This is a genomic window from Dialister sp. (assembly GCF_047832375.1).
GTDB lineage: Bacteria > Bacillota > Negativicutes > Veillonellales > Dialisteraceae > Dialister.
This window is the reverse complement of the sequence record NZ_CP181256.1, coordinates 2,094,401-2,121,012: the sequence shown is the minus strand read 5'-3', so window position 1 is coordinate 2,121,012 and position 26,612 is coordinate 2,094,401. Positions and strand designations below refer to the sequence as shown.

At 53.1% G+C, this 26,612-nt stretch carries 21 protein-coding genes; 18 read left to right on the top strand and 3 right to left on the bottom strand.

The annotated features are described in order from the left end of the window. Positions 1-210: 210 nt before the first annotated feature. Complete coding sequence (gene nifJ, locus ACFWUL_RS08395) at positions 211-3,732, bottom strand: pyruvate:ferredoxin (flavodoxin) oxidoreductase (protein ID WP_416178123.1); 3,522 nt, start codon at positions 3,730-3,732, stop codon at positions 211-213. A gap of 427 nt (positions 3,733-4,159) precedes the next feature. On the opposite strand from nifJ, the gene ACFWUL_RS08390 reads away from it, so the two are divergent. The 6 genes from ACFWUL_RS08390 to ACFWUL_RS08365 all read left to right on the top strand — a co-directional run bounded on the left by ACFWUL_RS08390 (position 4,160) and on the right by ACFWUL_RS08365 (position 8,196). Further along, entirely contained in the window at positions 4,160-5,086 is a 927-nt protein-coding gene (locus tag ACFWUL_RS08390; protein ID WP_297021445.1) for a LysR family transcriptional regulator, read from the top strand. After that, positions 5,083-5,388 carry a hypothetical protein gene (locus ACFWUL_RS08385; protein WP_297021443.1) on the top strand — a complete coding sequence of 102 codons (306 nt, stop codon included), beginning with the start codon at positions 5,083-5,085 and terminating at the stop codon, positions 5,386-5,388. The genes ACFWUL_RS08390 and ACFWUL_RS08385 overlap by 4 nt, the downstream gene beginning before the upstream one ends. Before the next feature lie 403 nt (positions 5,389-5,791). Continuing rightward, a complete protein-coding gene (locus ACFWUL_RS08380; RefSeq protein WP_297021441.1) occupies positions 5,792-6,208 on the top strand; it encodes an acyl-CoA thioesterase in 417 nt (138 codons plus the stop codon). Beyond that, positions 6,208-6,981: a glutamate racemase gene (locus ACFWUL_RS08375; RefSeq protein WP_416176973.1), complete on the top strand. Its 774-nt coding sequence runs from the start codon at positions 6,208-6,210 to the stop codon at positions 6,979-6,981. Before ACFWUL_RS08380 ends, ACFWUL_RS08375 begins: the two co-directional genes overlap by 1 nt. 7 nt (positions 6,982-6,988) lie before the next feature. Continuing rightward, entirely contained in the window at positions 6,989-7,546 is a 558-nt protein-coding gene (locus ACFWUL_RS08370) for a hypothetical protein (protein WP_297021436.1), read from the top strand. After that, a complete protein-coding gene (locus tag ACFWUL_RS08365; protein ID WP_296098717.1) occupies positions 7,546-8,196 on the top strand; it encodes a coenzyme F420-0:L-glutamate ligase in 651 nt (216 codons plus the stop codon). Before ACFWUL_RS08370 ends, ACFWUL_RS08365 begins: the two co-directional genes overlap by 1 nt. A gap of 320 nt (positions 8,197-8,516) precedes the next feature. On the opposite strand, the gene ACFWUL_RS08360 is transcribed toward ACFWUL_RS08365, so the two are convergent. Then, positions 8,517-9,461, bottom strand: coding sequence for a D-2-hydroxyacid dehydrogenase (locus tag ACFWUL_RS08360; protein ID WP_416176972.1), 945 nt, complete (start codon positions 9,459-9,461; stop codon positions 8,517-8,519). Between the two features lie 196 nt (positions 9,462-9,657). Between ACFWUL_RS08360 and ACFWUL_RS08355 the strand changes: the two genes are divergently transcribed. The 5 genes from ACFWUL_RS08355 to ACFWUL_RS08335 all read left to right on the top strand — a co-directional run bounded on the left by ACFWUL_RS08355 (position 9,658) and on the right by ACFWUL_RS08335 (position 15,439). Further along, the gene (locus ACFWUL_RS08355; protein ID WP_416176748.1) at positions 9,658-11,151 is read left to right on the top strand and encodes an ISLre2 family transposase; all 1,494 of its coding nucleotides are present in this window, start codon (positions 9,658-9,660) and stop codon (positions 11,149-11,151) included. 160 nt (positions 11,152-11,311) lie between these two features. Next, positions 11,312-12,709: a divergent polysaccharide deacetylase family protein gene (locus ACFWUL_RS08350; protein WP_416176971.1), complete on the top strand. Its 1,398-nt coding sequence runs from the start codon at positions 11,312-11,314 to the stop codon at positions 12,707-12,709. 303 nt (positions 12,710-13,012) lie between these two features. Beyond that, positions 13,013-13,738: an SDR family NAD(P)-dependent oxidoreductase gene (locus tag ACFWUL_RS08345; protein WP_416176970.1), complete on the top strand. Its 726-nt coding sequence runs from the start codon at positions 13,013-13,015 to the stop codon at positions 13,736-13,738. A 110-nt stretch (positions 13,739-13,848) separates the two neighbouring features. After that, positions 13,849-15,303 carry a hypothetical protein gene (locus ACFWUL_RS08340; RefSeq protein WP_416176969.1) on the top strand — a complete coding sequence of 485 codons (1,455 nt, stop codon included), beginning with the start codon at positions 13,849-13,851 and terminating at the stop codon, positions 15,301-15,303. After that, entirely contained in the window at positions 15,239-15,439 is a 201-nt protein-coding gene (locus ACFWUL_RS08335; protein ID WP_416176968.1) for a hypothetical protein, read from the top strand. Before ACFWUL_RS08340 ends, ACFWUL_RS08335 begins: the two co-directional genes overlap by 65 nt. Positions 15,440-16,340: 901 nt before the next feature. Here the strand turns inward: ACFWUL_RS08335 and rpmB are convergent. Then, the gene (gene rpmB, locus ACFWUL_RS08330; protein WP_296098709.1) at positions 16,341-16,532 is read right to left on the bottom strand and encodes a 50S ribosomal protein L28; all 192 of its coding nucleotides are present in this window, start codon (positions 16,530-16,532) and stop codon (positions 16,341-16,343) included. Between the two features lie 462 nt (positions 16,533-16,994). Between rpmB and recG the strand changes: the two genes are divergently transcribed. The 7 genes from recG to ACFWUL_RS08295 all read left to right on the top strand — a co-directional run bounded on the left by recG (position 16,995) and on the right by ACFWUL_RS08295 (position 25,787). Next, positions 16,995-19,034, top strand: coding sequence for an ATP-dependent DNA helicase RecG (gene recG, locus ACFWUL_RS08325; protein ID WP_416176967.1), 2,040 nt, complete (start codon positions 16,995-16,997; stop codon positions 19,032-19,034). A 423-nt stretch (positions 19,035-19,457) separates the two neighbouring features. After that, positions 19,458-20,915 (top strand): IMP dehydrogenase, encoded by a 1,458-nt coding sequence (gene guaB / locus ACFWUL_RS08320; protein WP_297019360.1) that lies wholly within the window; start codon positions 19,458-19,460, stop codon positions 20,913-20,915. Between the two features lies 1 nt (position 20,916). Then, positions 20,917-21,666, top strand: a complete 750-nt coding sequence (locus tag ACFWUL_RS08315) for a WecB/TagA/CpsF family glycosyltransferase (protein ID WP_416176966.1) — start codon at positions 20,917-20,919, stop codon at positions 21,664-21,666. Next, the gene (locus tag ACFWUL_RS08310) at positions 21,666-22,313 is read left to right on the top strand and encodes a phosphatidylserine decarboxylase (RefSeq protein ID WP_416176965.1); all 648 of its coding nucleotides are present in this window, start codon (positions 21,666-21,668) and stop codon (positions 22,311-22,313) included. The genes ACFWUL_RS08315 and ACFWUL_RS08310 overlap by 1 nt, the downstream gene beginning before the upstream one ends. Next, positions 22,314-23,036 carry a CDP-diacylglycerol--serine O-phosphatidyltransferase gene (pssA, locus tag ACFWUL_RS08305; protein ID WP_416176964.1) on the top strand — a complete coding sequence of 241 codons (723 nt, stop codon included), beginning with the start codon at positions 22,314-22,316 and terminating at the stop codon, positions 23,034-23,036. Next, positions 23,036-24,295, top strand: coding sequence for a glycosyltransferase family 2 protein (locus ACFWUL_RS08300; protein ID WP_297019361.1), 1,260 nt, complete (start codon positions 23,036-23,038; stop codon positions 24,293-24,295). The genes pssA and ACFWUL_RS08300 overlap by 1 nt, the downstream gene beginning before the upstream one ends. A gap of 418 nt (positions 24,296-24,713) precedes the next feature. Then, positions 24,714-25,787 (top strand): IS630 family transposase, encoded by a 1,074-nt coding sequence (locus ACFWUL_RS08295; protein ID WP_416176725.1) that lies wholly within the window; start codon positions 24,714-24,716, stop codon positions 25,785-25,787. Positions 25,788-26,612 lie beyond the last annotated feature (825 nt).

The following is a 26,612-nucleotide window of genomic DNA, read 5'->3' as shown; positions in this document are numbered from 1 at the left end:
CGGGAATACCGGGTGGAAGCGCCGCAGGCTGGCCGGCTTTCCTAGCAGCTAGAAGCTAAAAGCTAGCAGCCCCGTGCCAGTGACTCTGTCCAACAGCATGCCAAACCGCTCGCTCTAACAGCTCACTGAAATTGGCAGGGCATCCTTCCCTCCGCAAAGAAAAAGGACTGTGATTTCTCACAGTCCTTTTCTTATACCGCTAAGCAGCGATTATTTCTGTTCTGCCTTCGCAGCCAGTTCCATATCGTAGGATTTCTGGATGCGGACATAGTTTTCCCTGCGCTGGCGGGCATCTCTCTCGGTCTTTTCGAAGAGTTCTTCTGCCTTGTCAGGGAAGAGTTTTGCCAGGGAAGCGAAACGGACTTCGCCCATGAGGTATTCACGGAAGTTGCCCTTCGGTTCACGGCTGTCCAGATGGAAGGGGTTCTTGCCCTGTTCCAGGAGCTGGGGGTTGTAGCGCCAGTTGCACCAGTAGCCGCATTCCACGGCTCTCTTTTCTTCTTCCGAAGATTTGCCCATGCCCGCTTTCAGGCCATGGTTGATGCAGGGAGCGTAGGCGATGATGAGGGACGGTCCCGGGTAAGCTTCAGCTTCGCTGATGGCTTTGAAGGCCTGGTTCATGTCAGCACCCAAAGCGATCTGGGCTACGTAGATGTATCCGTAGGTGACGGCGATCATGCCGAGGTCCTTCTTCTTTGTCTTCTTGCCGGAAGCTGCGAACTTGGCAATGGCAGCGGCCGGTGTGGATTTACTGGACTGTCCGCCGGTATTGGAGTACACTTCGGTATCCAGGACGAGGACATTCACATCTTCCCCGGAAGCGAGGACCTGGTCCAGGCCGCCGAAGCCGATATCGTAGGCCCAGCCGTCGCCGCCGAAGATCCACTGGGATTTCTTCACGAAGTGGTCCTTCAGGTCCAGCAGTTCCTTGTATTCCGGATGGGCAGCCACTTCAGCAGTGAGGGCGGCTTCGAGCTTGTCAGCCCGGTCTCTGGTGCCGTTTCCTACATCCTTCTTGTCCAGCCATTCTTCGATGGCGCCCTTTACGGTGTCATCTGCAGCAGGGAGAACGGCTTTCAGCTTATTGGTAAGCCGGTCACGGAGCTTGCCTTCGCCCAGGTGCATGCCGAGACCGTATTCTGCGTTATCTTCGAAGAGGGAGTTTGCCCATGCCGGTCCTTCACCCTTTGCATTCTTTGTGTAAGGCATGGAGGGGGAGCTGGCTCCGTAAATGGAGGAACAGCCGGTGGCATTGGCAATCATCATGCGGTCGCCGAAGAGGCGGGTCACCATATTGATGTACGGCGTTTCGCCGCAGCCGGCGCAGGCACCGGAGAATTCGAAGTATGTCGGTTCGAACATGGCGCTTCTGAGGTTGCCCTTGCCCAGGGGGTTCTTCCGGGCCGGCAGGCTCATGGCGTAGTCCCAGAGGTTCTGCTTTGGCAGCTGGGTTTCTGCCGGCTTCATGACGAGAGCCTTCTTCGGAGCGGGGCAGGTGTTGGCGCAGATGCCGCAGCCGTAGCAGTCTTCGGGATCAATGATAATACGGAATTTCAGTCCCTTCACGGGGCCCCGGAATTCCTTCACAATGAATCCTTCCGGTGCTTTTTCCGCTTCTTCTTCCGTTACGAGGACAGGGCGGATGGTGGCATGGGGGCATACCACGGAGCACTGGTTGCATTCGATACAGTTTTCCGGAATCCATTCAGGAATATTGATGGCAGCTGCCGGCCGTTCGTACTTAGAGGTGCCGGAGGGGAATGTGCCATCTTCCAGGCCCTTCCAGGTGGATACAGGGAGGTCGTCCCCTTCCTGCCGGTTCATGACGTCGCACACGTTCTTCACGAAGTCAGGACGGGCTACCCGGGCAATAGAGCCGCCGGTGGTGGCATGTTCCCAGGATGCCGGGACTTCCACCTCTTCGATGCCGGTCATGCCGGCATCTACAGCGGCATTGTTCATGTCTACCACGTTCTGGCCCTTGCGGCCGTAAGATTTTTCATTGGATTCCTTCAGGTACTTCACCGCATCTTCATCGGGGATGATGTGGGTGAGGTGGAAGAAGGCAGACTGCATGATCATGTTGATGCGGCCGCCGAGACCGATCTTCTTGGCGATTTCAAAGGCATCGATGATGTAGAACTTCGCATGAAGGGCGGCAAGTTTCCGTTTCATGGCTGCCGGCAGTACCCGGTCCAGGTCTTCCTTTCTCCAGGGGGAGTTCAGGAGGAAAATGCCGCCGGGTTTGAAGCCCCGGAGGAGGTCGTACTTATAAATGTAGGACGGACGGTGGCAGGCAATGTAGTCAGCCTTCCGGATGAGGTAAGGTTTCCGGATGGGGTCTTCGCCGAAGCGGAGATGGGAAATGGTGACACCGCCGGATTTCTTGGAGTCATAGGCGAAATAGCCCTGGGCGTAGAGGTTTGTGTGGTCGCCGATGATCTTGATGGCGCTCTTGTTGGCACCTACGGTACCGTCGGAACCGAAGCCCCAGAACTTGCAGGATACCAGTTTTGCCGGCATTTCCGGAACCGGTACGGGAGCCAGGGACAGGCCGGTCACATCATCGTTGATGGACAGGGTGAAGTTGTGACGCGGATTTTCATCTTTCAGATGTTCATAGACTGCCATGATATCTTCCGGGATCACATCTTTGGAGCCCAGACCGTAACGTCCGCCGCAGACTTTGATGGAGCGGCCGGAGGAGGCGATGGCAGATACCACATCCAGGTACAGCGGTTCGCCGATGGCGCCCGGTTCACGGGTGCGGTCGAGGACAGCGATTTTCTTCACGGTGGAGGGGATCTGTTCCAGGAAGTGCTTCACGGAGAATGGACGGTAGAGATGGACGTTCAGGACACCCACCTTTTCGCCATGGGCATTGAGGGCATCGGTGACGTCCTTGCAGATATCGGTGACGGAACCGATGGCGATGACGATACGGTCAGCGTCCGGTGCGCCGTAGTAGTCGAAGAGGTGGTAGCTTCTTCCTGTGATTTTGGAAATCTTGTCCATGTAGTCCTGGACGATATCAGGCAGGGCGTTGTAGAAGGGGTTCGCCGCTTCGCAGTGCTGGAAGTAGACATCCGGATTTTCTGCGGTGCCGCGGATGACCGGATGGTCCGGGTTCAGGGCGCGGGCACGGAATTCTGCGAGTGCCTTCCGGTCGATGAGGGGAGCCAGTTCATCGTAGTCAAGGACTTCTACCTTCTGGATTTCATGGCTCGTACGGAAGCCATCGAAGAAGTTGATGAAGGGGACCCGGCCTTTGATGGCAGCCAGGTGGGCAATGCCGGCGAGGTCCATGATTTCCTGGACGTTCGCTTCTGCCAGCATGGCGCAGCCCGTGGCCCGGGCGCTCATGACGTCCTGGTGGTCGCCGAAAATGGACAGGGCGTGGTTGGCAAGGGCACGGGCGGCGATGTGGAATACGCCCGGCAGCAGTTCGCCGGCTACCTTGTACATGTTCGGAATCATGAGGAGCATCCCCTGGGATGCGGTGTAGGTGGTGGTGAGTGCCCCACCCTGGAGGGAGCCGTGGAAAGCACCGGCAGCGCCGCCTTCAGCCTGCATTTCTACCACATGCACCGTATCACCGAAGAGGTTCTTCTTGCCATGGGCAGCCCATTCATCCACCGATTCCGCCATGGGGGAGGAAGGGGTAATGGGGTAAATCGCAGCTACTTCTGTAAAGGCGTAGGAAATATAGGCGGCTGCTGTATTGCCGTCCATTGTTTTTACTTTTCTCACAGAATCAACACTCCTTTGTAAAAATGAAATGCCACTCTTCCCTGCGGATCGGTAAAAGAAATGAGGGTACACAGAAACCCTGCAGAAATTCCCTTTTCCTCCGAGGAAATGAATGAATGAAAATCCTTCTGAAAAATGGCAAAAAGCGGAAACTCCCCGCTTTCTCGCTCCTTTTCATGAACCTTCCCTTGCAAGATAGCCGGAAATTATGTACAATAGTTCTATGATAAATATGCATAGATAGTCCAACTTTCTTCTATACAAATCATGATGAACTGACATTTGGGCTAAGTCCTGCCAGGCACCTTCATTATAGAATAAAGAGGACCTTTGCACAAGGATTCACGGCAGAAACCGCATGGTATCCGGATCTGCCTGTTTATATCCGGAAGGACAGGAGGAACGCCCTATGGATTACCGTCATCTCAAATACTTCATGGAAGTGGCCCAGCAGAAGAGTTTCAGCAAAGCAGCCAGAAACCTCCATATTTCCCAGTCCGCCATCAGCCGTATGATCAAGTCTCTGGAAGAAGAACTGGGAGTCACCCTGTTCATCCGCAATGCAAAGACCGTAGAAATCACGGCACCCGGCACCATTTTCTACAACTATGCCAAGCGGTGCCTCTTCGTCTTCGAACACCTGAAATCGGATTTTGAAAATGAATTCAAACTGAAGCAGGACACCATCGAAATCGGCCTTCCGCCCATTACCGATGCCCATGTCTTTGCAAAACTGCTGGGGGAATTCAAGAGAACCTATCCCCAGATTGCCATCAAGCTCTACGAACACGGCTCCAAGGTCATCGAATCCTCCGTACAGGAAGGCATCATTGATGTAGGTATCATCTGCACCATCCCGAATAAGGATTTCGAATCTTTCTTCCTGTCGGAAGATGAGATGTGCGTGGTCATGCCGAAGGGATACCCCCTGGAAGAAAACAAGGAAGTACCCATGAAGCTCCTGGCCGATTATCCACTGGTGCTGTACCGGGATGATTTTAACCTCCATGATGATATCCTGACGAACTGCAAGAAAATCGGTTTCTCGCCGAAGGTGGTCTTCGAGACCAGCCAGCGGGAACTCATGCTGCAGACCGTGGCCAGTGGCCTGGGCGTGGCCATCCTGCCGTCCCGGCTTTGCCCGAGAAACAGCGAGGACAGCAAAGTGGTGACCCGGGTGATGACGGAACCCCGGATGACCCACCATCTCTATGCTATCTGGAAGAAGGGACGCTTCCTCTCCCGGGCAGCCCGGCTGTGGATCGAATTCACGAAGGACCATCTGGCGCTGCTGAATGAAAATAAAAAACTGGATGATGAAATGAAGAAATCATGATTTCCCTGGACCATTGGAAAGAAAAGCTGGATTGGCAGAGGAACAGGCCCTTTTATGTCGCCCTGGCCGTGCTGGCTGCGGTGGTGGTGTACCAGCAATTCCTCATTACGGACCTCCAGGAACGGATGATGAATGTGGAATCATCCCAGTACGATGACCAGCTCAATGATATCCGCTGGGAAGCGGAGACAGCTCTTTCACAGAATACAGAGCAGGAAAAGGATATCCTCCAGCTCCAGAAGCACAGCGCCGACCACAGCTGGCGGCTTATGGAAATGGAATGGGATACTTACGGAAAATAAAAGAGCTCCGGACTCCGGTCCGGGGCTTTCTATTTTGGCGAGAAGGCCACAAATTGTGGTTTGACGAGCTGTTGGAGCGAACGGTTTGGCATGCTGTTGGGCAGAGTCACTGGCACGGGGCTGCTAGCTTCTAGCTGTTAGCTACTAGGAAAGCTGGCCGGCCTGCGGCGCTTCCTACCTGTTTCCAGCAGTCATTCGTGCCGTAGGCTGTTGATCTTTCCTAGAAGCCAGGAGCTAGCAGCTAGAAGCCCCCGCTCGAATGACTCTACCCACCAGTGTCGAACTCAACAGCTCACTGAAATATCGCGGGGCATTTATATGTTACCTTAAGTGCAGGAAACCCTTCACCCCCCCAATATCCCCATTCTGTGGTAAAATAAAACACATATGGAGGTCAATAATTATGTATATATATAAACGCAGAGTCAAATTCTACGAAACCGATGGCATGCAGGTGGTGCATCATGCCAATTACCTCCGCTACTTCGAGGAGGCCCGGGTGGAGTATCTCCGGGAAGGGGATGTGGACCTTACGGAGCTCATGGAAAAGGGCATTGTATTTCCCATTGTGGAAGTGAACGTGAAGTACCACCAGAGCGCCCATTACGACGAGGTGCTTCTCATTAAGACCTACCTCAGGCGAGTGGACCGGGCACGGATGGATTTCGACTATGAAGTGGTTTCAGAGAAGACGGGAGCCCTTCTCACCACCGGCCATACGGTGAATACGTACACCGACATGAAGACCGGCCGGATCGTGCGGCTTCCGAAGGAAAAGCTGACAAAGCTCATTGATATTTCCAAAGGGGATAGAGCGTAATGGACAACAGACCGATTGGCGTCATGGATTCCGGCGTAGGAGGCCTTACGGTGGCGAAGGTGCTCCATGAAAGATATCCCGATGAGGGCATCCTGTTTCTGGGTGACAGCAAACGGAATCCCTACGGGGAACGGAGCCGGGAGGAAATTGGCCGGTTCGCCGGAGAAATCAAGGATTTCCTCCTTTCAAAGAACGTAAAGATGATTATCATCGCCTGCAATACCATTTCCTTCAACGTGCCTCCCTCCTTCACGGAGGGGAATGTGCCGGTGGTGAAGATGAGCCTCGACATCACCCTGCCGGCGGGAACGAAAAAGCTGGGCATCTTTGCAACCCCCGCTTCCATCCGGACCCATGCCCATAAGAAGTATCTGGAGAAAAAATTCCCGGGCCTTGACCTGGTAGAGGTTCCCTGCGACGGGGTGGCGGCAGCCATTGAGCAGGGAAAAGAGGAAAATTTCATTTCTTCCCTTGTACTGGAGGCCGCAAAGGAGTATCATGCATTAGGTATAGATGCCGGTTACTGGGCCTGCACCCACTACCCCCTGGCGCCGGAAGCATTCCGGAAAGCCCTGCCGGGAGTCCCATTCATTGACCCCGCCCTTCCTACGGTGGAGAAGGGAATGGAAATCCTGGAGGCCTCCGATGCCCTGGCCGGGGAAAAGGGGACAAGCCATTTCTATTTCACCGATGAGCTGACCCATGCGGCGCCACTGGTGCGGCGGCTTTTCGGGCCGGTAACCGTAAAAAAAACAAATCTTTTAGGAGTGTGAGTGAAGAATGTTGTTGTTAGTGCTGAAAATTGTGGCAGTCATTGTCCTCCTCATCTGCCTCGGCTTTATTGCCTACTGGGCAGTGGCTGTAATTAAAGGGGACTGCGTGCTCCGGATGCTGAAATCCAGGCGGACCCCGCTGAAGGTGGAGTCCATGGGCATGCGCCATGTGACCCTGTCTTTTACCATCCCCATCAAGAATGTGGGCAAGCAGCTGGGCACCATTATGGATGCCTTCGTCCGTATTTACATCCCCTTTGAACAGTACGACAAGGCCCGGGTCACCGGCCACCTGACGGATTTTGATACCCCCAGGGACGATGATTACTGGCAGGCCTTCATCCTGGATCCCGGTAAGGAAAAGAAATTCCTCATTACCCTGGACATTGAAGGAAAGGGCGAAAGCATTCTTTCCGACCTGGAAACGTTCCCGGAATTCGGCATGGATATCATTTACCAGGTCGTAGCCAGAAGCGACTACTACTATGCGAAGACAAGAATCGTAATTACCAGGGAAGAGCTGCAGAATGCTCTCTATGAATACACAACGGAGGTGAGAAAATAATGGCAGAACTTGAACTCGTACCGATTCATACCCGAATTCTCACCCACCACGACAATATCGTGGAAGCCATCAAGGAATACGCCGGCGACCAGATCACGGACCACGACATCGTGTGCTCCGCTGAATCGGTGGTAGCCATCACCCAGAACCGCTACGTGCGGCCGGAAGAACTGAATGTATGCTGGCAGGCACGGCTCATGAACCGCTTTGTACCGTCCGCCGGCTCCATGGCCAGCATTTACGGCATGCAGGCCGCCATGGATGAAGAGGGCAAGTGGAATATGCTCTTCTCCTTCATCCTTGGTGCGGTAGCCAAGATTTTCGGCAAGAACGGCGTCTTCTATGCCCGCTGCCGCCAGGCATCCCTCATCGATGATGTCACCGGCACCATGCCGCCCTTCGATAAATGCCTCGTTTACGGACCGGCAGATACGGATAATGTATGCGAAAAAATCAAGGCAGCCACCGGCGCCTATGGTGCCGTTATCGCTGATGTCAATGATTTGAAGCGGGCCGCAGTCCTCGGCAAGAGCAAGGGCCTGGACCCGAAGCAGATTGCAAAGATCCTCATCGATAACCCCTTCGGCAACGATAACCAGAAAACCCCGATTGTCATCATCAAGAATTTCACTGACGCCATGGGAAAATAAACCACCAAAAAATCCCCGGATTCTTCCGGGGATTTTTTTATTGGGATGTTTCGTTTCGTGTCAACAGGGGCGGGGCATTGAGCTGATTTGCCTATTGCAAATCAGTAGCTGGCAACTGGTGGCTGATGGCTAAACGAACAAGCCATGTGGGCCATTTCATCAGTTCCTGACTGCACCCCTCCACCGCAAGCGGTCCCCCTCCCCTCTAAAGAGGGGAGGTTGGGGTGCTTTTGCAACGGGTCTGTTGATTTTGTCTGATATCTTATTGCGGCGAAGCCGCGGGACCTCAACTCTCAACTCTCAAATCTCAAATCTTAATTTCAATACCCCTTCTGCTTATCAATCTCATTCAGCATTTTCTCACCATGGCTGAAGGCGATGAAGTTCGTTTCCAGAAGATAGGTAAGCTTATTCCAGAAATCCGGCACCATGGAGGCGATGTGGGGGGTCATGATGACATTCTTCATATCCCAGAAGGGATGGTCCGGCGGCAGGGGCTCCTTAGAGAATACATCCATGCAGGCGCCGGCGATGGTTTTATTCCGGAGGGCATCGATGAGGGCCGGTTCATCTACCACCGAAGCCCGGGCAATGTTGATGAAGAGAGCAGAGGGCTTCATAGCTTTGAATTTTTCCGCATCGAAGAAATTCTCTGTTTCCGGTGTGGAAGGAAGGGCGGCAATGACAATATCCGCCTTCGGCAGGACTTCCATGATTTCTTCCTGGGTATACACGTGGTCTGCGAAAAGTTCCCGGGTCAGGTGCTTTTTCACTGCCAGGATATGGGTCTCGAAGACCTTGGCTCTCTGGGCAATGGCACGGCCGATACCGCCGAATCCTACGATGAGGATGGTCTTTCCGAAGAGGGACTCCCCATGGGGCCTCACCCATTCATGGGCAGCCTGGCTGCGGACCGCATCGGGAATGCGGCGGAACCAGGACAGGAGCAGGGCCATGGTGTGTTCCGATACTGCCCGGTCATGGACACCATGGGAGTTGGTGAGGATAATGGGACGGCTCATCATGCTGGGAGTCAGCAGTTTTTCGACGCCGTCGGACAGGGAATGGACCCAGCGCACGTTCGGCGCCGCCTGCAGCAGGGGCTCCACATTCTGGAAACCCCAGAGGGCGATGGCATCGGCATCGGCCACGTGGGGAAGCGCTTCCTTCGGCGATTTGTAGGCTTCCACGATGGATCCCGGCACCGCTTCCTGAAGGGCTTTGATCTTTTCATCGGACAGTTTATTTACTACGACCAGTTTCATTACAATCAGCCTCTCTTCCTTATTGCTTCCAATTTCCTCTATTATATCATGGTGGAAAGGAAGAGGCATGTGAGGCTTAGTGTAAAATGTTTCTCGGTAGAGGATTTCTCCCCTGCTGGATAGAAAAGGGAAGAGTCCCCTTTGATGGAAATGTTATAATTTCCTTGCAACAAATCAAAAGAAAGGACTCTTCCCAATGAGCATTTTATCAGAGAATATCGAACTTTTCAAACCTTTTATTCAGGAGGAAATTCTCAAGAGTATCAAGGACTCCAAGGATTCACTGGCCATGGAGCAGGTTCTCTGGCACCTCTTCACGGAACTCTTTGGCCTTCTTGTGGCGACGGCCTTCGAAATGATCGATGGCGAGCTGTATGAGAGGGTCTACAAGCCTCAGGGGTGGCGGATTTCCCGGCGGGATTCCAGAACCATATACTGCCTGTTTGGTCCTGTCACCTACAAGCGGAGGCGGCTGGAGATGGCCGGAAAGCAGGGATTTTACCCATTAGATAAGAAATTTGGATTTCTGCCTTCCCGTCACTATAGCATGGGAGTGATTCTGCGCATTGCCCAGGCTGCCCAGGTTACCCAGTTCCGTAATGTGAGCCATATCGTGAAAACTCTGACCCAGACGGATATTTCACATCAGACAGTTTCAAATCTCAGCCGCACTGCCGCCCAAATGGTTAGAAAATACGAAGCAGCAGATGCAGCCATGGAGCAGGCCGAGAAGAGAGTACCGGAGGACGGGCTGCTGGCTATTGAGGGCGATGGGATTGTAATGAAGCAGCAGGCGGACCCCGTCACCGATACCAAAGGCGGCCAGAACATAGAACTTCACCGAATCCAGGTCTATGAGGGCGTCGAGAAGAATGGAAAACGTTCGAGACTGACAGGGTACCACTGCTTCTCTGGAACGGATAGGAAAAGGCTGTTTGAACTCGTCAAGGTGTGGGTGCATGGCCGGTACAATCTGAGCGAGATTACAGTACTTTCCAACGGGGATGGCGGAGCAGGATATAATTTCGATGACTTCGACAATATTGTCGAGGGATGCAAGACACATTACCATTTCCGGGACAGATACCATGTGAATGAGAAAGTGCGGACCCGCCTCAGCTTCTGCCCACGTGGATTCATCGATAAATTCGTGCTTGAACTGAATAAGAGCAGAAATGTCATCACAGATATGAAGCCATATCTGGATACGGCTGCCAGCTACGCAGAAACAGAAGAACAGGCCGAGCAGGTACGGAGACTGGCAGACTATCTGAGCCGCAACGCCGACTATATCCCGGGCATCCGGGAGCGCGGAATCCGAACCGATATCCACCTGGGGGCAGCTGAAAGCGACCACCGACGCTATAGCTACCGTCTGAAAAAGCAGGGGCGCAGCTGGTGCAGGATAGGTATGGATTCAATAGGCACGCTGATTACTGCTACCCAGAATGACACTTTGGAAAAAGCCCTGATTTACTGTGCTGCAGGCAAAGCCTACAAGAAGATGGACCGGCAGATGCATAAGGCGGTCGTAGCAGCCGTAAAAACGAACCGCAAAGCCGCCAGGGACGCTAAATGGCACAGGAACGCACGGAATTACCGTCCCGGGTGCCTGGAAGGCCGTATAGGCGTATACGGAGCGACTTCAACTCCGATGGGCCAGCTTGCTAAAGCGATACAGATTTATTGAGAAAGCAGAGGCTGGGAAACCTGATAACATCGACTGTCAAATAAAGTACCGAGAAAACCTTGACACATACCATGTGAGGCAGCTGTCTATGGAATGACAAGGGGTATGATATAATATAGAAAATAAATTCGCCATTCATTCCATGAAATGAGGAAAAACTATGACACGCAGGAAAAATACAAAGTCCCGGACCCTTCGGAGAAAGGGAGGCCACCCGTTTATGGTGCTTTTCTTCTTCCTGGCCCTCATTATGGGAGCTGCCTATATGACCGACCGCATGACGAACGCCCCGGACTCCCAGGTGGCCCAGAATGTGACAACCATCGGCCATCTTTTCAACGATAAGGAAATGCAGGGCCTCGTGCCGAAGGAAGACCAGGGCACCCCGGAAAGCGTAAAGGAAAAAATCAAGGCTGCCATGGATAAGGTGGTCACTGTCAATGTAAAGGCGGACGATGAGGTGCCCGCTGCTTCTTCCAATACCGCAAAGACGGCGGACAAGACAGAAAACGGGGCGGCTCCGGCAAAGGAGAAAACCGCTTCCTTCAGCCTCCCTGCCATCGTATCTAAAATCACAGGGAAAAGCGAGCCCTCTTCTACGGAAAAGGCGGAAATCGGCAGCGAAACAAAGACTGTGGTGGCATCCCGGTCTAACGGCACGGCTCCTGCAGGAAAGGAGACGGCCTCCACGTCTTCCTCCGCAGGTGCCCCCGGTAATAGTTCCAAAGCCCTTTCTTCTGCCGGCAGCAGGGGAACCGCTTCTGCTTCCGCTTCTACTGCGAAGGGAAGCAGTACCGGTTCATCGGTTGTTTCCAAAGGCTCTAAAGGAAATGGGACTCCGGCAGCAGTGAAAGCGTCTGCACCGGCAGCGGCGCCGAAGCCGAATACCCCGGCCACCGTGAAAGGCCGGCTGGCGGTGGTCATCGACGACGCAGGCCGGGATATGGCATCCCAGCACGTCTACGAATCCATGGGCATCCCACTGACCCTGGCGGTCATGCCGAACCAGGTCCACACCAGGGATGCTGCCCTCTCCTGGCATGCCCATGGGCTGCCGGTGATCCTGCACCAGCCCATGGAGTCCGTATCCGGCATCGGTATGGAACAGAAGGTCATTCTTACTTCCATGTCCGATGAGGCCATCCGGTCCATGCTGAAGGATTCCCTGTCCCAGGTGCCGGAGGCGGTGGGTATCAATAACCACCAGGGCTCCAAGGCCACCATTGACAGGCGCACCATGGACGTGGTGATGAATGAGCTTCATCACCGTCATCTCTTCTTCTTCGACAGCCGTACGAATTCCACCACCGCCGCCGATGGGGCAGCGGCTGCCTACGGCGTACCTTATGTAAGAAATGATCTTTTTGTAGATAACGAAGCCGATGTGGCTGCCATTTCCGCTATGATCCGGGAAGCGGCCAACCGGGCAGAAAAATACGGCACCTATGTCATGATCGGACACTGCCGCCCGAAGACGGCGGAAGCATTCCGTCAGATGGTACCGAAGCTGAAGGCAGAAGGTATCCAGTTCGTCTATGTATCGTCCCTGGCAAAGTGATGGGATTGCGATATTTCAGTATTGCGAGCTGTTAGAGTAAGCGGTTTGGCATGCTGTTGGATAGAGTCACTGGCACGGGGCTGCTAGCTTTTAGCTTCTAGTTGCTAGGAAAGCTGGCCAGCCTGCGGCGCTTCCCGTCCGGTATTTCCGCCAGTCATTCGTGCCGTAAGCTGTAGAGCTTTCCTAGTTGCTAGTTGCTAGTAGCTAGAAGCCCCCGCGCGAATGACTCTATCCATCAGCTCCCTCAACAGCTCGTCAAACCGCAATTGGCAGTATTGAAAACATTCCTAAAGGAGCGTATTTATGATCAAGACAGTCCTTATTTCCGGCGGCACATCGGGCATCGGCCTGGCTGCGGCGAAGATTCTCGCGAAGGATGGCATCCGCCCTGTCCTTTTCGGGCGGAACGAAGAACGGGGAAAGAAAGCGGCGGAATCCGTGCCGGGGAGTGTCTATGTGCCCGGTGATACCACGTTGTCAGAAGACTGCGAAAGGGCAGTGAAAGCGGCCGCTGAACTGGGGAAACTGCAGGGCCTTGTACTGTCGGCAGGCATTTATGAAGAAAAATTGCTGGAAAATACGACGGATGAAGAAATTGCCCATTTCTTCGACGTCAATGTGTTTGGCGCCATGAAGCTCACGAGGGCGGCGATCCCCTTCATGCGGGGAGCCAGGGGAAGCATTGTGGCCGTGTCTTCGGATGCCGGGCTCCAGGGAAATGTGCAGTGCAGCCTTTACGGTGCTACGAAGGGGGCTCTCATTTCCTTTATCCGCTCCCTGGCCCTGGAACTGGCGGTGGAGGATATCCGGGCCAATGTGGTATGCCCGGGGGACGTGGATACGCCGCTTCTGGAGAAACAGATCCATGACTACGGCGGCAGCCGCAAGGAAATGGGAGAATGGTATCCCCTCATGCGTATTGCAAAACCTGAGGAAGTGGGGGAGGTCATTGCGTTCCTCCTGTCAGAGAAAGCATCCTTTATTACCGGTGCCGCCATCCCCGTAGACGGGGGTCTGACGGACTGGTAATGATGCTAAAATTACAGAAAATATGGTGAATTTGATTCATTTTCGGTATAATAGAAATATATAATTGACTTATGGTTGATAGCCCCGCCAGACCGGGCAAGGAGGTTTCTATGAGCGAAGATAAAGAAATGAAAACAACACCGGCAGTTCGTCCGGAGTCGGCTCCGGATGTCAAGGTAGAGGCAAAACCACCGATGGAAAAAGCAGAAGCCATGCCGCCGGCGGAAAAAGAGGAAGCGAAGGTACCGGCAGAAAAGACGGAAGCCGGTCTCCCTGCGGAAAAAGAAGAGGCCGGGCTCCCGGCAGAACAGCCGGAAGATGGAGAAGAAGAATCCCTGGATACGCCGGAGGCGGACCTGGAAGTGAATATCATCGATGACAGGGACAAGGAAGCGGAAAGCTTGATTCGCTGGGCTTCTGCCCGGGCAGGGGTCATCGTGGCAGCTCCACTCCTTGGCACCGCAGCCCTCGTGGCAAACGAAGTCTACATGATTTCCAAAATCGGCTCTGTCTATGGCGTAGAACTGAACCAGAAGGCAGTGCTCTCCTTCATCGGCTCCCTGGGGGCCACGGTGGTAGGTTCCACATTGGCTACCCTTATTCCCATCAGTTTCATGCAGATTCCCATTGGTGTATCTGTGACCTACGGCATCGGCAAGGCGGCCCAGAAGTGGATCAAGGACGGCATGCCGGATGATACGAAACCTTACCGCGCTGTGTTTGAAGAAGAAAAGGCGGAAGGGGAAAAGGAAGAAAAGGAACTGGAAGACAATCCGAAGAAAGATGAGCCTCTTGGCGATGAAAAGAAAGATTTCACCAAAGAGTTGAAGAAGAGCTGGGACGATGTGTATCCGGAAAAAGCCCATGCCGCCGTGGACCACCTGGCCCAGCAGCTGACAGAATCCGCTGGCATTCTTGGCGGGAAACTGGTGGAAGCCCTGAAAAAGGCGGGCGTCACCGATGAGCAGATCGACAAGGCAAAGTATACAGCCATGGGCGCTTCGGAAGTAGCCCAGGAAACGGCAGAAAAGACAGCCCGGGACCTGCAGGCCATTGCCCGTATCAAATCCCGGGAGTTCCGGAAGGATGCTTCCAAAAAGGCGGACGAACTGAGAAGCCAGGCTAAGGCGCAGATGGATGAACTCCAGAAAAAGTCGGAAGAAATGAAACGGCAGTCTGAAGTACAGTCCCAGCAGATGAAGCTGAAATCGGAGAAGCTGAAAGCCCAGGCAAGGGTGCAGATGCAGGAAGCGAAGATCCAGGCAGCGAAGCTGCAGGTCCAGGCCCGGCAGCAGGCTGAAACCGCCCAGGCAAAGGCCCAGAAACTGTCGGACACCATGAAAGAAACAACGAATCGCTATAAAGAGGCCGCTGTGGAGGCTGCGGGACAGGCAAAGGTCACCATCCAGACCACGGCCGAAGAATACCGGGCGAAAATCGAAGAACGGGCGGCCCAGAAAAGAGCGGAAGCTGAAAAGGCCGGGAAAGAAGGAAAAACCGATGCAGATCCTGGAAAAACTGAAGAAGCTCCTTCTCCCGCTGACGACAAAACTAAAAGCGAATAAAAAAGAAAAGGCACCGGACCTGTCGGAGCTGGATAAAGAACAGCAGGGCCCGGTGGAAAGAAGAAGAATCTCCCCCTGGGGACGGCGGCGGATCCATCATAGACGGTCCAACCACCCCTGGGTGAAGGGAAGATGAAAGAAACCGCCCGCAAGACGAATCATCTTGCGGGCGGTTTTTTCATACTTATGTGTGTAAAAGTAATCGGCCACATTGGGCGGGGCCTTAAGCTTTCAGCCTTGTGCCTTGAGCTGGATAGCCGCAATGCGGCGGTTTTGGCTGTTTACGGGCAGAGTCATTTTCGGCGGGGGCTTCTAGCTGCCAGCTTCTGGCATCCAGGAAAACTCTATAGCCTACGGCACGAATGACTGACGGAAATATCGAGTGAAAAGCATCTCAGGTTAATCAGTTTTCCTGATAGCTAACAGCTTGCGGCTCCGTGCTGGTGTTTCTATCCATCAGAATGCTGACCAAAAGCGCCGCAGGCGAATCATCTTTTCTGGAAGCTAAGAGCTAGTGATGCGTCTCAATTACATTTGGGATAATGATTAATGTTGGCAGAAGAAAAATCACTACTGTTACGTACCGGTTTTAAATACTGCAGACTCTGAATCTAACTCGTCATCTCGAGCGGTGGTAAGCGCCGAAATGATGTAATACATAAAAATAGAATGTGAGATAGAGTCGAGAGATCTCCCAGATAGATGCCTCTAGAGGTCTTACAACGCTAAGCACTGTTAAAAGACCTGTATTCCCGAACGCAAGAAAGATTTCTCGACTCATCGCAGCTGTAGCGATTTTTACCTGCACAATCACTTTGCATGCTGCCACCGCTCGAAATGACATTATGGGGATGGTTTCTACTTGCGAATCTATTACCTACCAAGTCGTCATATAATTAAACTATCATTAACACAAATGTGGTTGAGAGAAGACACTGGCAGCTAGAAGCCCCCACACGAATGACTCTACCTGTCAGCATACGCCAGATCCAACCATGCAAAAAAGCCGGCGATTGCCGGCCGAAAATGCAGATAAATCAGATGTCTCTGTTTACTCTATGAGAACGAAGGCAACGAGTGCAGACATTCATTCTCTTGACCTGTCCGTCTACTAATACGCGAACTCTCTGGATGTTCGGCTTCCAGGTTCTCTTTGTTTTCAGATGGGAATGGGATACGTTGAATCCCGTAGCGGTTTTCTTTCCGCAGATTTCACAATAATTAGCCATGTGCTACACCTCCTTGCACTTCCGCAATTGCAACATTCATAATATATCACACTTGCTTTTTTTAAGCAAGTATTTTGCGCCATGGAATTTCATGAATTATGGAATTATAATGAAAATAGAAAATTGCGGTTTGTAGAGCTGTTGGAGCGGTGCTGATGGATAGAGTCATTCGTGCGGGGGCTTCTAGCTACTAGCGGCTAGCAACTAGGAAAGCTCTACAGCCTACGGCACTTCCAACGGCACCCCTCCACCGCAAGCGGTCCCCCTCCCCTCTAAAGAGGGGAGGTTGGGGTGCATTGGCGGCTTCGCCGCAGGCGGATCAGCCTTCCTAACAGCTAGCCGCTAGAAGCTAGCAGCCCCGTGTGAGTGACTCTACACGCAAGCATACTAACCGCCAAGCCCTGACAGCTCACTGAAATAGTCCCGCATCCATCTTACCTATATATATGAAAGGATTGTCCTATGAAGTTATCAGATTCCGTTCAATATGTCAAAGGCGTGGGCCCGAAAATGAAAGAGAAACTGGGGCGCCTGGGAATCCATACGGTGGAGGACCTGATTTCTTTTTATCCCAGGCGGTACCAGGACTGGACGAAGATCACGAAGATGGAAGACCTCCGGCCTGATGAGGAGGCAGTGATTTACGGCGAAGTAGCGGATATGCGGAAAATCATGCCCCGCCGCAGCATGACCATCCTGAATGTCCTTCTGACAGACGGTACTTCAGCGGTAACCCTTGTGTATTTCAACCAGCCCTGGAAGGAAGATCAGTTCCGCCGGGGCATGCACGTCCTGGCCTACGGGAAAATCGAATATAACTACGGAAAACTCCAGATTTCCAATCCGGAAATTGAGTTCGTGTCGCCGGAAGAACTGCTGACATTCAAAAAACTGGTGCCCATTTATCCTTTGACCGAGGGCATCCGGATCCAGCAGATGAGAAATATGATTTCCTTTGCTTTGGACAATGTGGAAGACCTGGAAGAAAACCTGCCGGCAGAGACTTTGGCATCCCAGCACCTCATGGGGCGGCTGGAGGCGGCAAAGGCCATGCACAATCCCGTGAGCTGGGAGGAGCAGAAAGAAGCGCGCCGCCGGACAGCCTTTGAAGAGCTCTTTTTCATGCAGGCCGGTATCCTGCTCCTTCGAAAGAAGCGGCAGAGCCATGTCATGGGCATCAAATGCGCACCGTCGGGGCAGCTGGTGAAGTCTGTCCTCCATCAGTTCCCCTTTACCCTCACCGAGGGACAGAAGCAGGCATTTACGGACATTGAAAACGACATGGAAGGGCTCATTCCTATGCAGCGCCTCATCCAGGGGGACGTGGGCAGCGGTAAGACCGCCGTGGCGGCCCTGGCCCTGGCGAAGGTGGTGGAGAATGGCTACCAGGGGGCTCTCATGGCGCCGACGGAAGTACTGGCGGGCCAGCATTACCAGACATTCCAGGAATTTTACAGGGACCTTCCCATCCATGTGGCCTACCTTTCGGGGCAGACGAAGACGAAGGAAAGAAATGAAATCCTCAAAGGACTGAAAGAGGGTTCCATTGACGTACTCATCGGTACCCATGCCCTCATAGAGGAGGACGTGGTCTTTGCCCACCTGGGTCTCGTCATCACCGATGAGCAGCACCGGTTTGGCGTAAAGCAGAGAAAGGCACTGGAAACGAAGGGGGGCTATCCCCATATCCTCGTCATGACCGCCACCCCGATCCCAAGGACCATGGCCCTTTCCATTTATGGGGACCTGGACGTGTCCTCCATCCGGGGCATGCCGCCGGGAAGGCACCCGGTGAAGACCTATGCCATCGGGAGTCCCCTGCTCCGGCGGGTCTTCAATTTCATGGGCCGGGAAATGATGGCGGGCCACCAGGTCTACGTGGTTTGCCCCCTGGTGGAACAGAGCGAAAAGCAGGACATGGCATCGGCGGTGTCGGTGTACGAGCAGCTGAAGACCCAGGTATTTCCCATGTTCCATGTAGGTCTTGTCCATGGCCGTATGAAAAATGAGGAAAAGGAACAGGTCATGCAGGATTTCCACGATGGAAAACTGAATCTCCTCGTGGCCACTTCAGTCATCGAAGTGGGGGTGAATGTGCCGAATGCCACCATCATGTTCGTCTACGGAGCGGACCGGTTCGGCCTGTCCCAGCTTCACCAGCTCCGGGGCCGGGTAGGCCGCGGCAGTGCCCAGTCCTACTGCATCCTGTACACCGATAACCAAAATGAGGTGACCCAGCTCCGGATGAAGCTCATGTGCGAGATCCAGGATGGCTTCCTCCTTTCGGAGAAGGATCTCCTTCTCCGGGGCAGCGGCGAATTCTTCGGCTACCATCAGCACGGCATGCCGGACCTGAAGGCGGCGGACATCGTAAAGGACCTGCCCCTTCTGGAAGACGCCAGGAGGGAAGCGGGAAAGGCTGTGGACCGGGGCATGGATTTCAAAGAGGAGCTCTCCCACCGCTTTGGAGGGGCGTTCTTTAAGAAACTGTATGAGCAGTGAGCTGCTCAGATTATTGCGGTTTGACGAGCTGTTGAGGGGGCTGATGGATAGAGTCATTCGCGCGGGGGCTTCTAGCTACTAGCGGCTAGCTGTTAGGAAGGCTGATCCGCCTGCGGCGCTTCCTACCGTTTCCATCAGTCATTCGTGCCGTAGGCTGTTGATCTTTCCTAGAAGCTAGGAGCTAGCAGCTAGAAGCTCCACACGAATGACTCTACCCATCAGCGCCAAACCAAACAGCTCACTGAAATTGGCAGGCATTCAACTCCTCTACCGGTCTCGATATCCCCTTTATTTCCAATCAATTCGCAACTCTTCCTTTTTCCTTGCACCCTATTTATGCTATAATGATTAAATTAGTGATGGAATCAAAGTCATATACCTGTTATTTAGAATGAAACCCTGTTTCTTGAAATGGAGGCTATGATGAGAGCAGATAAATTTGGCAAGAAAGGTCTTACCTTTGATGATGTACTCCTGATTCCTGCCCACTCCGAGGTACTGCCCCGGGATGTGGATGTGAGCACCCGGCTCACCCGGCATATCCGGCTGAATATCCCGATCATGAGTGCCGGCATGGATACGGTGACAGAAGCGGAAATGGCCATTGCCATGGCCCGGGAAGGGGGCATCGGTGTCATTCACAAGAACATGAGCATCGATGAACAGTCCCGGGAAGTGAAGCTCGTGAAACGGTCGGAACATGGGGTCATTGTGGATCCCATTTACCTGGCACCGGACAATACCCTGGCCGACGCCGACGAACTGATGAATAAGTACCATATTTCCGGCGTTCCCATTACGGACGAAGGGAAACTGGTGGGCATCATTACGAACCGGGATATGCGGTTTGAGACCGACCTCAGCCGCCCCATCAGCGATATCATGACATCCGAAGGCCTGGTGACGGCACCGGAACATACCACCATGGAAGAAGCCAAGGAAATCCTGAAGGCCCATCGCATCGAAAAGCTGCCCCTGGTGGATGAGAAGGGATACCTGAAGGGCCTCATCACCATCCGGGATATTGAAAAAATGAAGAAATATCCGAACGCCGTAAAAGATGAAGACGGCCGGCTCCTGGCAGCCGCTGCCATCGGCGTCACTCCGGATGTGGAAGAACGGGTGGAAGCCCTCCTGGCGGCGAAGGCGGATGTCCTCGTCATCGATACGGCCCATGGCCACAGCGAAGGAGTGCTCCAGACCATCCGGAAACTTCGGAAAGATTTCCCCCATCTGGAACTCATTGCAGGCAACGTGGCTACCTATGATGCCACGAAGGCCCTTATTGAAGCCGGCGTAGATGCGGTGAAGGTAGGCATCGGACCGGGGTCTATCTGCACCACCCGTGTCATTGCCGGCATCGGCGTGCCCCAGATTACGGCAGTCTATGACTGCGCAAGGGCAGCCGAAGGAACAGGTATCCCCATTATTGCCGACGGCGGTATCCAGTATTCCGGCGACATCGCCAAGGCCCTCGGTGCCGGTGCGTCCTCCGTCATGCTGGGCAACCTCCTGGCAGGCACGGAAGAAAGCCCGGGAGAAACTATTATTTACCAGGGCAAGAATTATAAATCCTACCGGGGCATGGGCTCTCTGGGCGCCATGCAGGCAGGCAGTAAGGACCGGTACTTCCAGCAGAATGCAAAGAAACTGGTACCGGAAGGCATTGAAGGCCGTATTCCTTACAGAGGTCATGTTTCCGACGTTCTCTTCCAGCTCATTGGGGGCCTTCGGGCGGCCATGGGTTACTGCGGCACACCGAATATCAAAGCCATGAATGAAGAGACCCAGTTTATAGAAATTACCGGTGCCGGGCTCCGCGAAAGCCATCCCCATGATGTGAGCATCACGAAGGAAGCACCGAATTACAGCGTAAAGTAAAATGACAGATCATTCGATTACATCCCATGTTGTTATGGATATCCGCATCCATGCGGTGACCATGAAAGAAGCAGTGGCCTGGGCAAAGGAAAAAATTGAGGAAGGGAAGCCTTCCATGATTGCCACGGCCAATGCGGAAATGATTATGATAGCCCAGAAGGATAAGGAGCTGGGGAAGATCCTGAACCATGCGGACCTGGTAGTCCCCGACGGTGCCGGTGTCCTCTGGGCCGGCGAGCAGCTGGGCACACCCTTCCCGGAACGTGTGACAGGAGCTGACCTGACGGTGGAACTGCTGAAGATGGCTTCTTCCATGCACTGGCCCGTCTATTTCCTCGGTGGAAATCCCGGAGTCGCTGCGAAGGCGGCCAAAAAATTCATGGAAGACCATGGCAGTTTCACCCTCGTAGGATGCCACGATGGCTACTTCAATGAAGAAGAAGAAAAGAAAATCATCGAAGACATCAAAAAGAGCGGCGCCAAACTCCTCTTTGCCGGCCTTGGCGTGCCGAAGCAGGAGAAATGGCTCTACGCCCATAAAGACGAATTGGGCGTTCTTGCCATGGGTATCGGCGGGGTCTTCGATGTCATGAGCGGCAACCTGAAGCGGGCGCCCCTGTGGATGCAGAAGCACCGTCTGGAGTGGGCATACCGGCTGTACCTCCAGCCCAGCCGCATCGGACGGATGATGGCACTTCCCAAATTCATGGGAGCCGTCAAAAAATGGAAAAAAGAACGTGGGAGTAAGTGATGCTGAAAAAACCGATTATATTACCGGAAGGATATCCCTTCATTCTCGTTACGTTTCTTCTGGGCCTGGCCCTGTGCTATGTGAAATGGTATTACATCGCCGTGATCCCATTCATCCTGTGCATCTACTTCACCTATTTCTTCCGCTGCCCGCCGAGAAATAACAGAATTCCCGGTGGCGACGATGTCCTCGTCTCTCCGGCGGATGGCACGGTGGTGGATGTATCCCATGATGTGGAAGAAGACATGTTCCTCGGGGGAAAATGCCATAAGATCACCATTTTCCTTTCGATCTTCGATGTCCACTGCAACCGGGCACCTATGGAAGGGGACATCAGGTACCAGTCCTACACCCAGGGCCGGTTCCTGCCTGCCTATAAAGAGGGGGTAGGCTTCGTCAATGAACAGGGGGCCATCGGTATTACCGGCAAGAAACGGTCCATCCTGGTCATCCTCATTGCCGGCATCCTGGCGAGACGGGTGGTATCCTGGAAGAATCTGGGAGACCATCTGACAAAAGGGGAACTCTACGGTATGATTAAATTTGGCTCCTGCACGGAGCTCTATATTCCCGGAGACTGCGACATCCTTGTCAAAAAAGGGGACAAGGTGAAAGGCGGACTCACGGTGGTAGGGAGGCTGAAGTAAGTGAATAAATCATGGGTAGCAAATACAGTGACCGCGGCGAATGCGTTCTTCGGCGGGCTGTCTATTATGATGTCCATATCCGGAAATTTTAAAACCGCCGCGGTGTTCATCCTGATTGCCATGGTGGCGGACGCCCTGGACGGCCGTGTGGCCCGGGCATTGCATACCGCAGGACCCATGGGAGTGGAACTGGACTCCCTGTCCGATGATATTTCCTTCGGCATCGCTGCGGGGGCCCTCATGTACGCCTACCAGCTCCATGAACTGGGACCCATCGGTTTTATTCCCTGCGCCCTGCTGGGTACATTCTGTGCTTTCCGGCTGGCCCGGTTCAATGTGAAGGTCACAAGCGTCCACGGCTACTTCGAAGGACTTCCCTGCCCAATGACCGGTATTATTGTGGCATCCTACGTCCTTTCCGGCGCCAAGATCTGGAACTGGCTGGCTGTGATCTGCGTGCTCATCCTGGCCTTCCTCATGGTCAGCGAAATTCACTATCCCGATAACAAGGGCGCCAGTGCGGACCAGCTGCACCTGCCGGCCATCATTATCTGCCTGGCATTCTTCATTATCTGCACATTCTTTTACTGGCCCATCTGGGCAGCAGCCCTGTCTGCGGCCTTCATCATCTTCGGCATGATGAATACATTCCTGAACCGCCGCAAGGCAAAGCGGAAAGCCCACAGAAAAGTGAACAGAGGAGATTGCGGAAAGACTGAATGATGACTCACATACTCGATATAATCATGATTCCTATACAGCTCATTGTGGCGTTCTTCACGATTTACTACACAGTGATCGCTGTATGCGGCATGTGGCATCGAAAAGAAAAGAACCTGGCTCCCCCAAAGAGCCGCTTCGCCGTGGTCATCCCGGCCCATAATGAAGAGATGGTGCTGGGGGACCTCCTGGACAACCTGAAACTTCTGAAATACCCGAAAGAACTTTATGACGTCTACGTCATAGCGGATAACTGCACCGACCACACGGCGGACCTCGCCCGGGCCCACGGCGCCTACGTCTTCGAACGGACGAACAAGGAACTGGTGGGGAAGGGCTATGCCATGGACTGGGTATTTCCGAAAATCTTTGCCCTGAATAAGGGTTACGACGCTTTCTGCGTTTTCGACTCCGATAACCTGGTGCACCTGGATTTCCTGGCGGTCATGAACAACCGTCTCCTGAAGGGACAGAAAGTCCTCCAGGGATACCTGTCCGCCAAGAACCCCACGGATACCTGGGTATCCGGTACCTTTGCCATCGCCTTCTGGACTATTAACCACCTGTGGCACCTGGGCAAGTACAACCTGGGCCTCTCCTCCTGCCTCGGCGGTACGGGCATGTGCATCGCTGCGGACATCGTGAAGAAATACGGCTGGGGCTGCGACTGCCTGACGGAGGACATGGAATTCTCCATGAAATGCCTGTCCCACGGCATCCGGACCTGCTGGGTCCATGACGCCATCATTTACGACGAAAAGCCTTTGGGCTTCATGGCTTCCTGCCGCCAGAGAAAACGGTGGGCCCAGGGCCAGTTCGACTGCTCCGAGCGCTATATCCCGATCCTCTTTAAGGAAGGCATCAGGCGCCACAGTATCGTTATCCTTGACGGCATCATGCAGCTCCTGCAGAACTACTTCCTCCTGCTCTCCACGTTCTACCTGGTCATGACCTACATCAATATGTTCTACCCCTGCTTCACGGTGATCCTCTATAACGATGTACTGGTGCCCCGGCAGTTCTGGGCGGTCATCGGCTTCATCCAGTCCGTGGTGCCCCTTATCGTACTGCTGCAGATCGAAGTGCCTTTGAAGATTTACCTCTACTGGCTGGTATACCCCATATTCATGTACTCCTGGATTCCGGTGACCATCCTTGGATGGAAAGACCGGCACAAGAAGGGCTGGGTCCATACCATCCATACGAGAAGCATGCACTTCCAGCAGGCAAAACTGACAAGAAAAAAAGAAATCGACCCGTAATGAAACCGGCAGCTGCGGCTGCCGGTTTTTTAGAATTGAGATTTGAGGCGAGAGAATTGAAGCCCAGCGGCTGCGCCGCCGGCCTATCAGCTAACCTCCGTCTGCTGCGCAGCCACCTCCTTCCCGGGGAAGGAGGCTAACGATTCGCGGCGAAGCCGCCATTGGAACCCTAATGACTCTACACAAATAACGTGGAAGTGCCTCTACAGTAGGCCCCTTCCTTGGGAATGGGCTGCCCACCGGGCTGGGGTTAGCTGACGGGGAACTGACCGAAGCGCCACAGGCTGACCATCTTTCCTAACAGCTAAAAGCTAGCAGCTAGTGTCTAATTTCATAAATAATAGATTGTATTGCCGGACACAGCAAATAATGGTATACTTATTCCAGATAAATGCAAATTGCAGGGGGGGATAACGTTATGCCAAAAGTTGCTAAGCAAATACGCTGCTCCGAAAGCGAACGCATAGAACTGCATAAAATCGTAAACTCTCAAAAAACAGAGCATCGCATTGTAAGACGTGCAAAAATGGTTCTTCTATGTCTTGATGGAATGCAAATCAAGGATATCGCGGCTAAGTTGGGGGAACGCCCCAATACCGTTAGCCTTTGGCGGAATCGTTTCGCTGAACAGGGCATCCCTGGACTACAGGATAAGAAAAGGCGGGGCCGTACTGCTCAATATGGACCGGAATTCCGCGAAATGGTGTTAAATAAGCTGAAGGAAGCGCCTCCAGACGGGCTAGCACACTGGGATGGTCCTACACTGGCAAGAGTTCTGAATGTCTCAAAGGCTGCCATTTGGCGACTTATGAGAAAGGAAGGAATACAGCTGGCAAGGCAGCGTTCCTGGTGTGTCAGTACTGATCCGGAGTTTACTAAAAAGTCTGCTGATATCGTGGGACTTTACTTGAACCCGCCAGAGAATGCTGTCGTAATCAGCGTTGATGAGAAACCATCGATACAGGCCTTAAGTAGAGCCCAAGGATATGTACTTACTCATAACAAGAAAATTGTGCGCGGGTTGAAAAGCACATATCGGAGGAATGGAACAATAAATTTATTCGGTGCACTGGAGGTAGCTACCGGACAAATTTATGGAAAGACAACAAAGAGAAAAACCAGAGAGGACTTTGAAGAATTTTTAGATGACTTATTGAAAAGTGAGCCGGGTGGAGACAAAGTGCAATATCATATTATTGTCGATAATTACTGCACGCACAAGCGCTTAAACGACTGGCTGGAAAAGCATCCTAATGTCCATTTTCATTACACACCAACGTCAGCAAGCTGGCTGAATGAAGTGGAAATATGGTTTAACATTATGTCGCGAAAAGTGCTCCGAGGGGCAAGTTTTGACTCTGTTTCGGATCTTGTGTCAGCGATTAAAAAGTTTATTGCTGCCTACAATGAGCATGCAGAACCGTTCCGCTGGAAAAAACGTGAGGTCAAGGGTTCGCAACTTAGGGATACAATCGGAAACTTACGAAATTAGACACTAGAAGCCCTCGTACGGTCGAACGCTTACTCATCCATCCGTCACCCGGCCCGAAGGGCGTGTCCCAATCAAGGCTCAATGCCCGCAGCTGGCCAGTCACTCCAGCATTTTTGAAAAAATTTAACATTCCATGTTCACAAAATTGAAGTTCCCGTTATGTATATAGTAGAGGGACAAAAAAGTTCCGGAGATTGGACAGACCTTCCTCATATTTCCCAAACAGCCGGCAGCGGGAAGGTTTTATGAAGATACGTCATCCAGTTGGATTCGCTTTCAGTTCCTCCGCTCGATGGCCATTGGGAAGATGAGATTGAGTTGGCCAGCGGCTGCGCTTTAGACGGAATTTTCGCAGCACAACTGCTGGACCTCAATGTTTCACTCCATTCTCAAATCTTTTTATTTCTTTTTTAGACATCCAGGCGATTTCCGTTATGTATAGAGTAGAGGGATGAAAAAGGCCCGCGGGTTGAAAGGTGATTTTCTTATTTTCCTGAGTGCGCGCTAGGGAAAGATCCCTGGAAATTTACCGGACACAGGGTACCGCCTTTATCAGTTCCTCGCCCATTCGGCCGAAAGGGAAATGGGAAGCTGGCATCTGGCAGCCAGACCAACAGCCGCGACGGCGGCGATAGACCTGGCTACCAGCCACCAGCCACCAGCTACTTTGACACCATCCGGATATGTCACCATGTTCGCACCATGCGAATCACACACAACACACCATAAGGCTTAAGACTTTAGATTAGCTCATGCTTTTGCTCCTCTGACGACAAGTTCAGTTTGGGGATGGCTCAGTCCAGTCCCTTCACGCTGGCGTCTGAT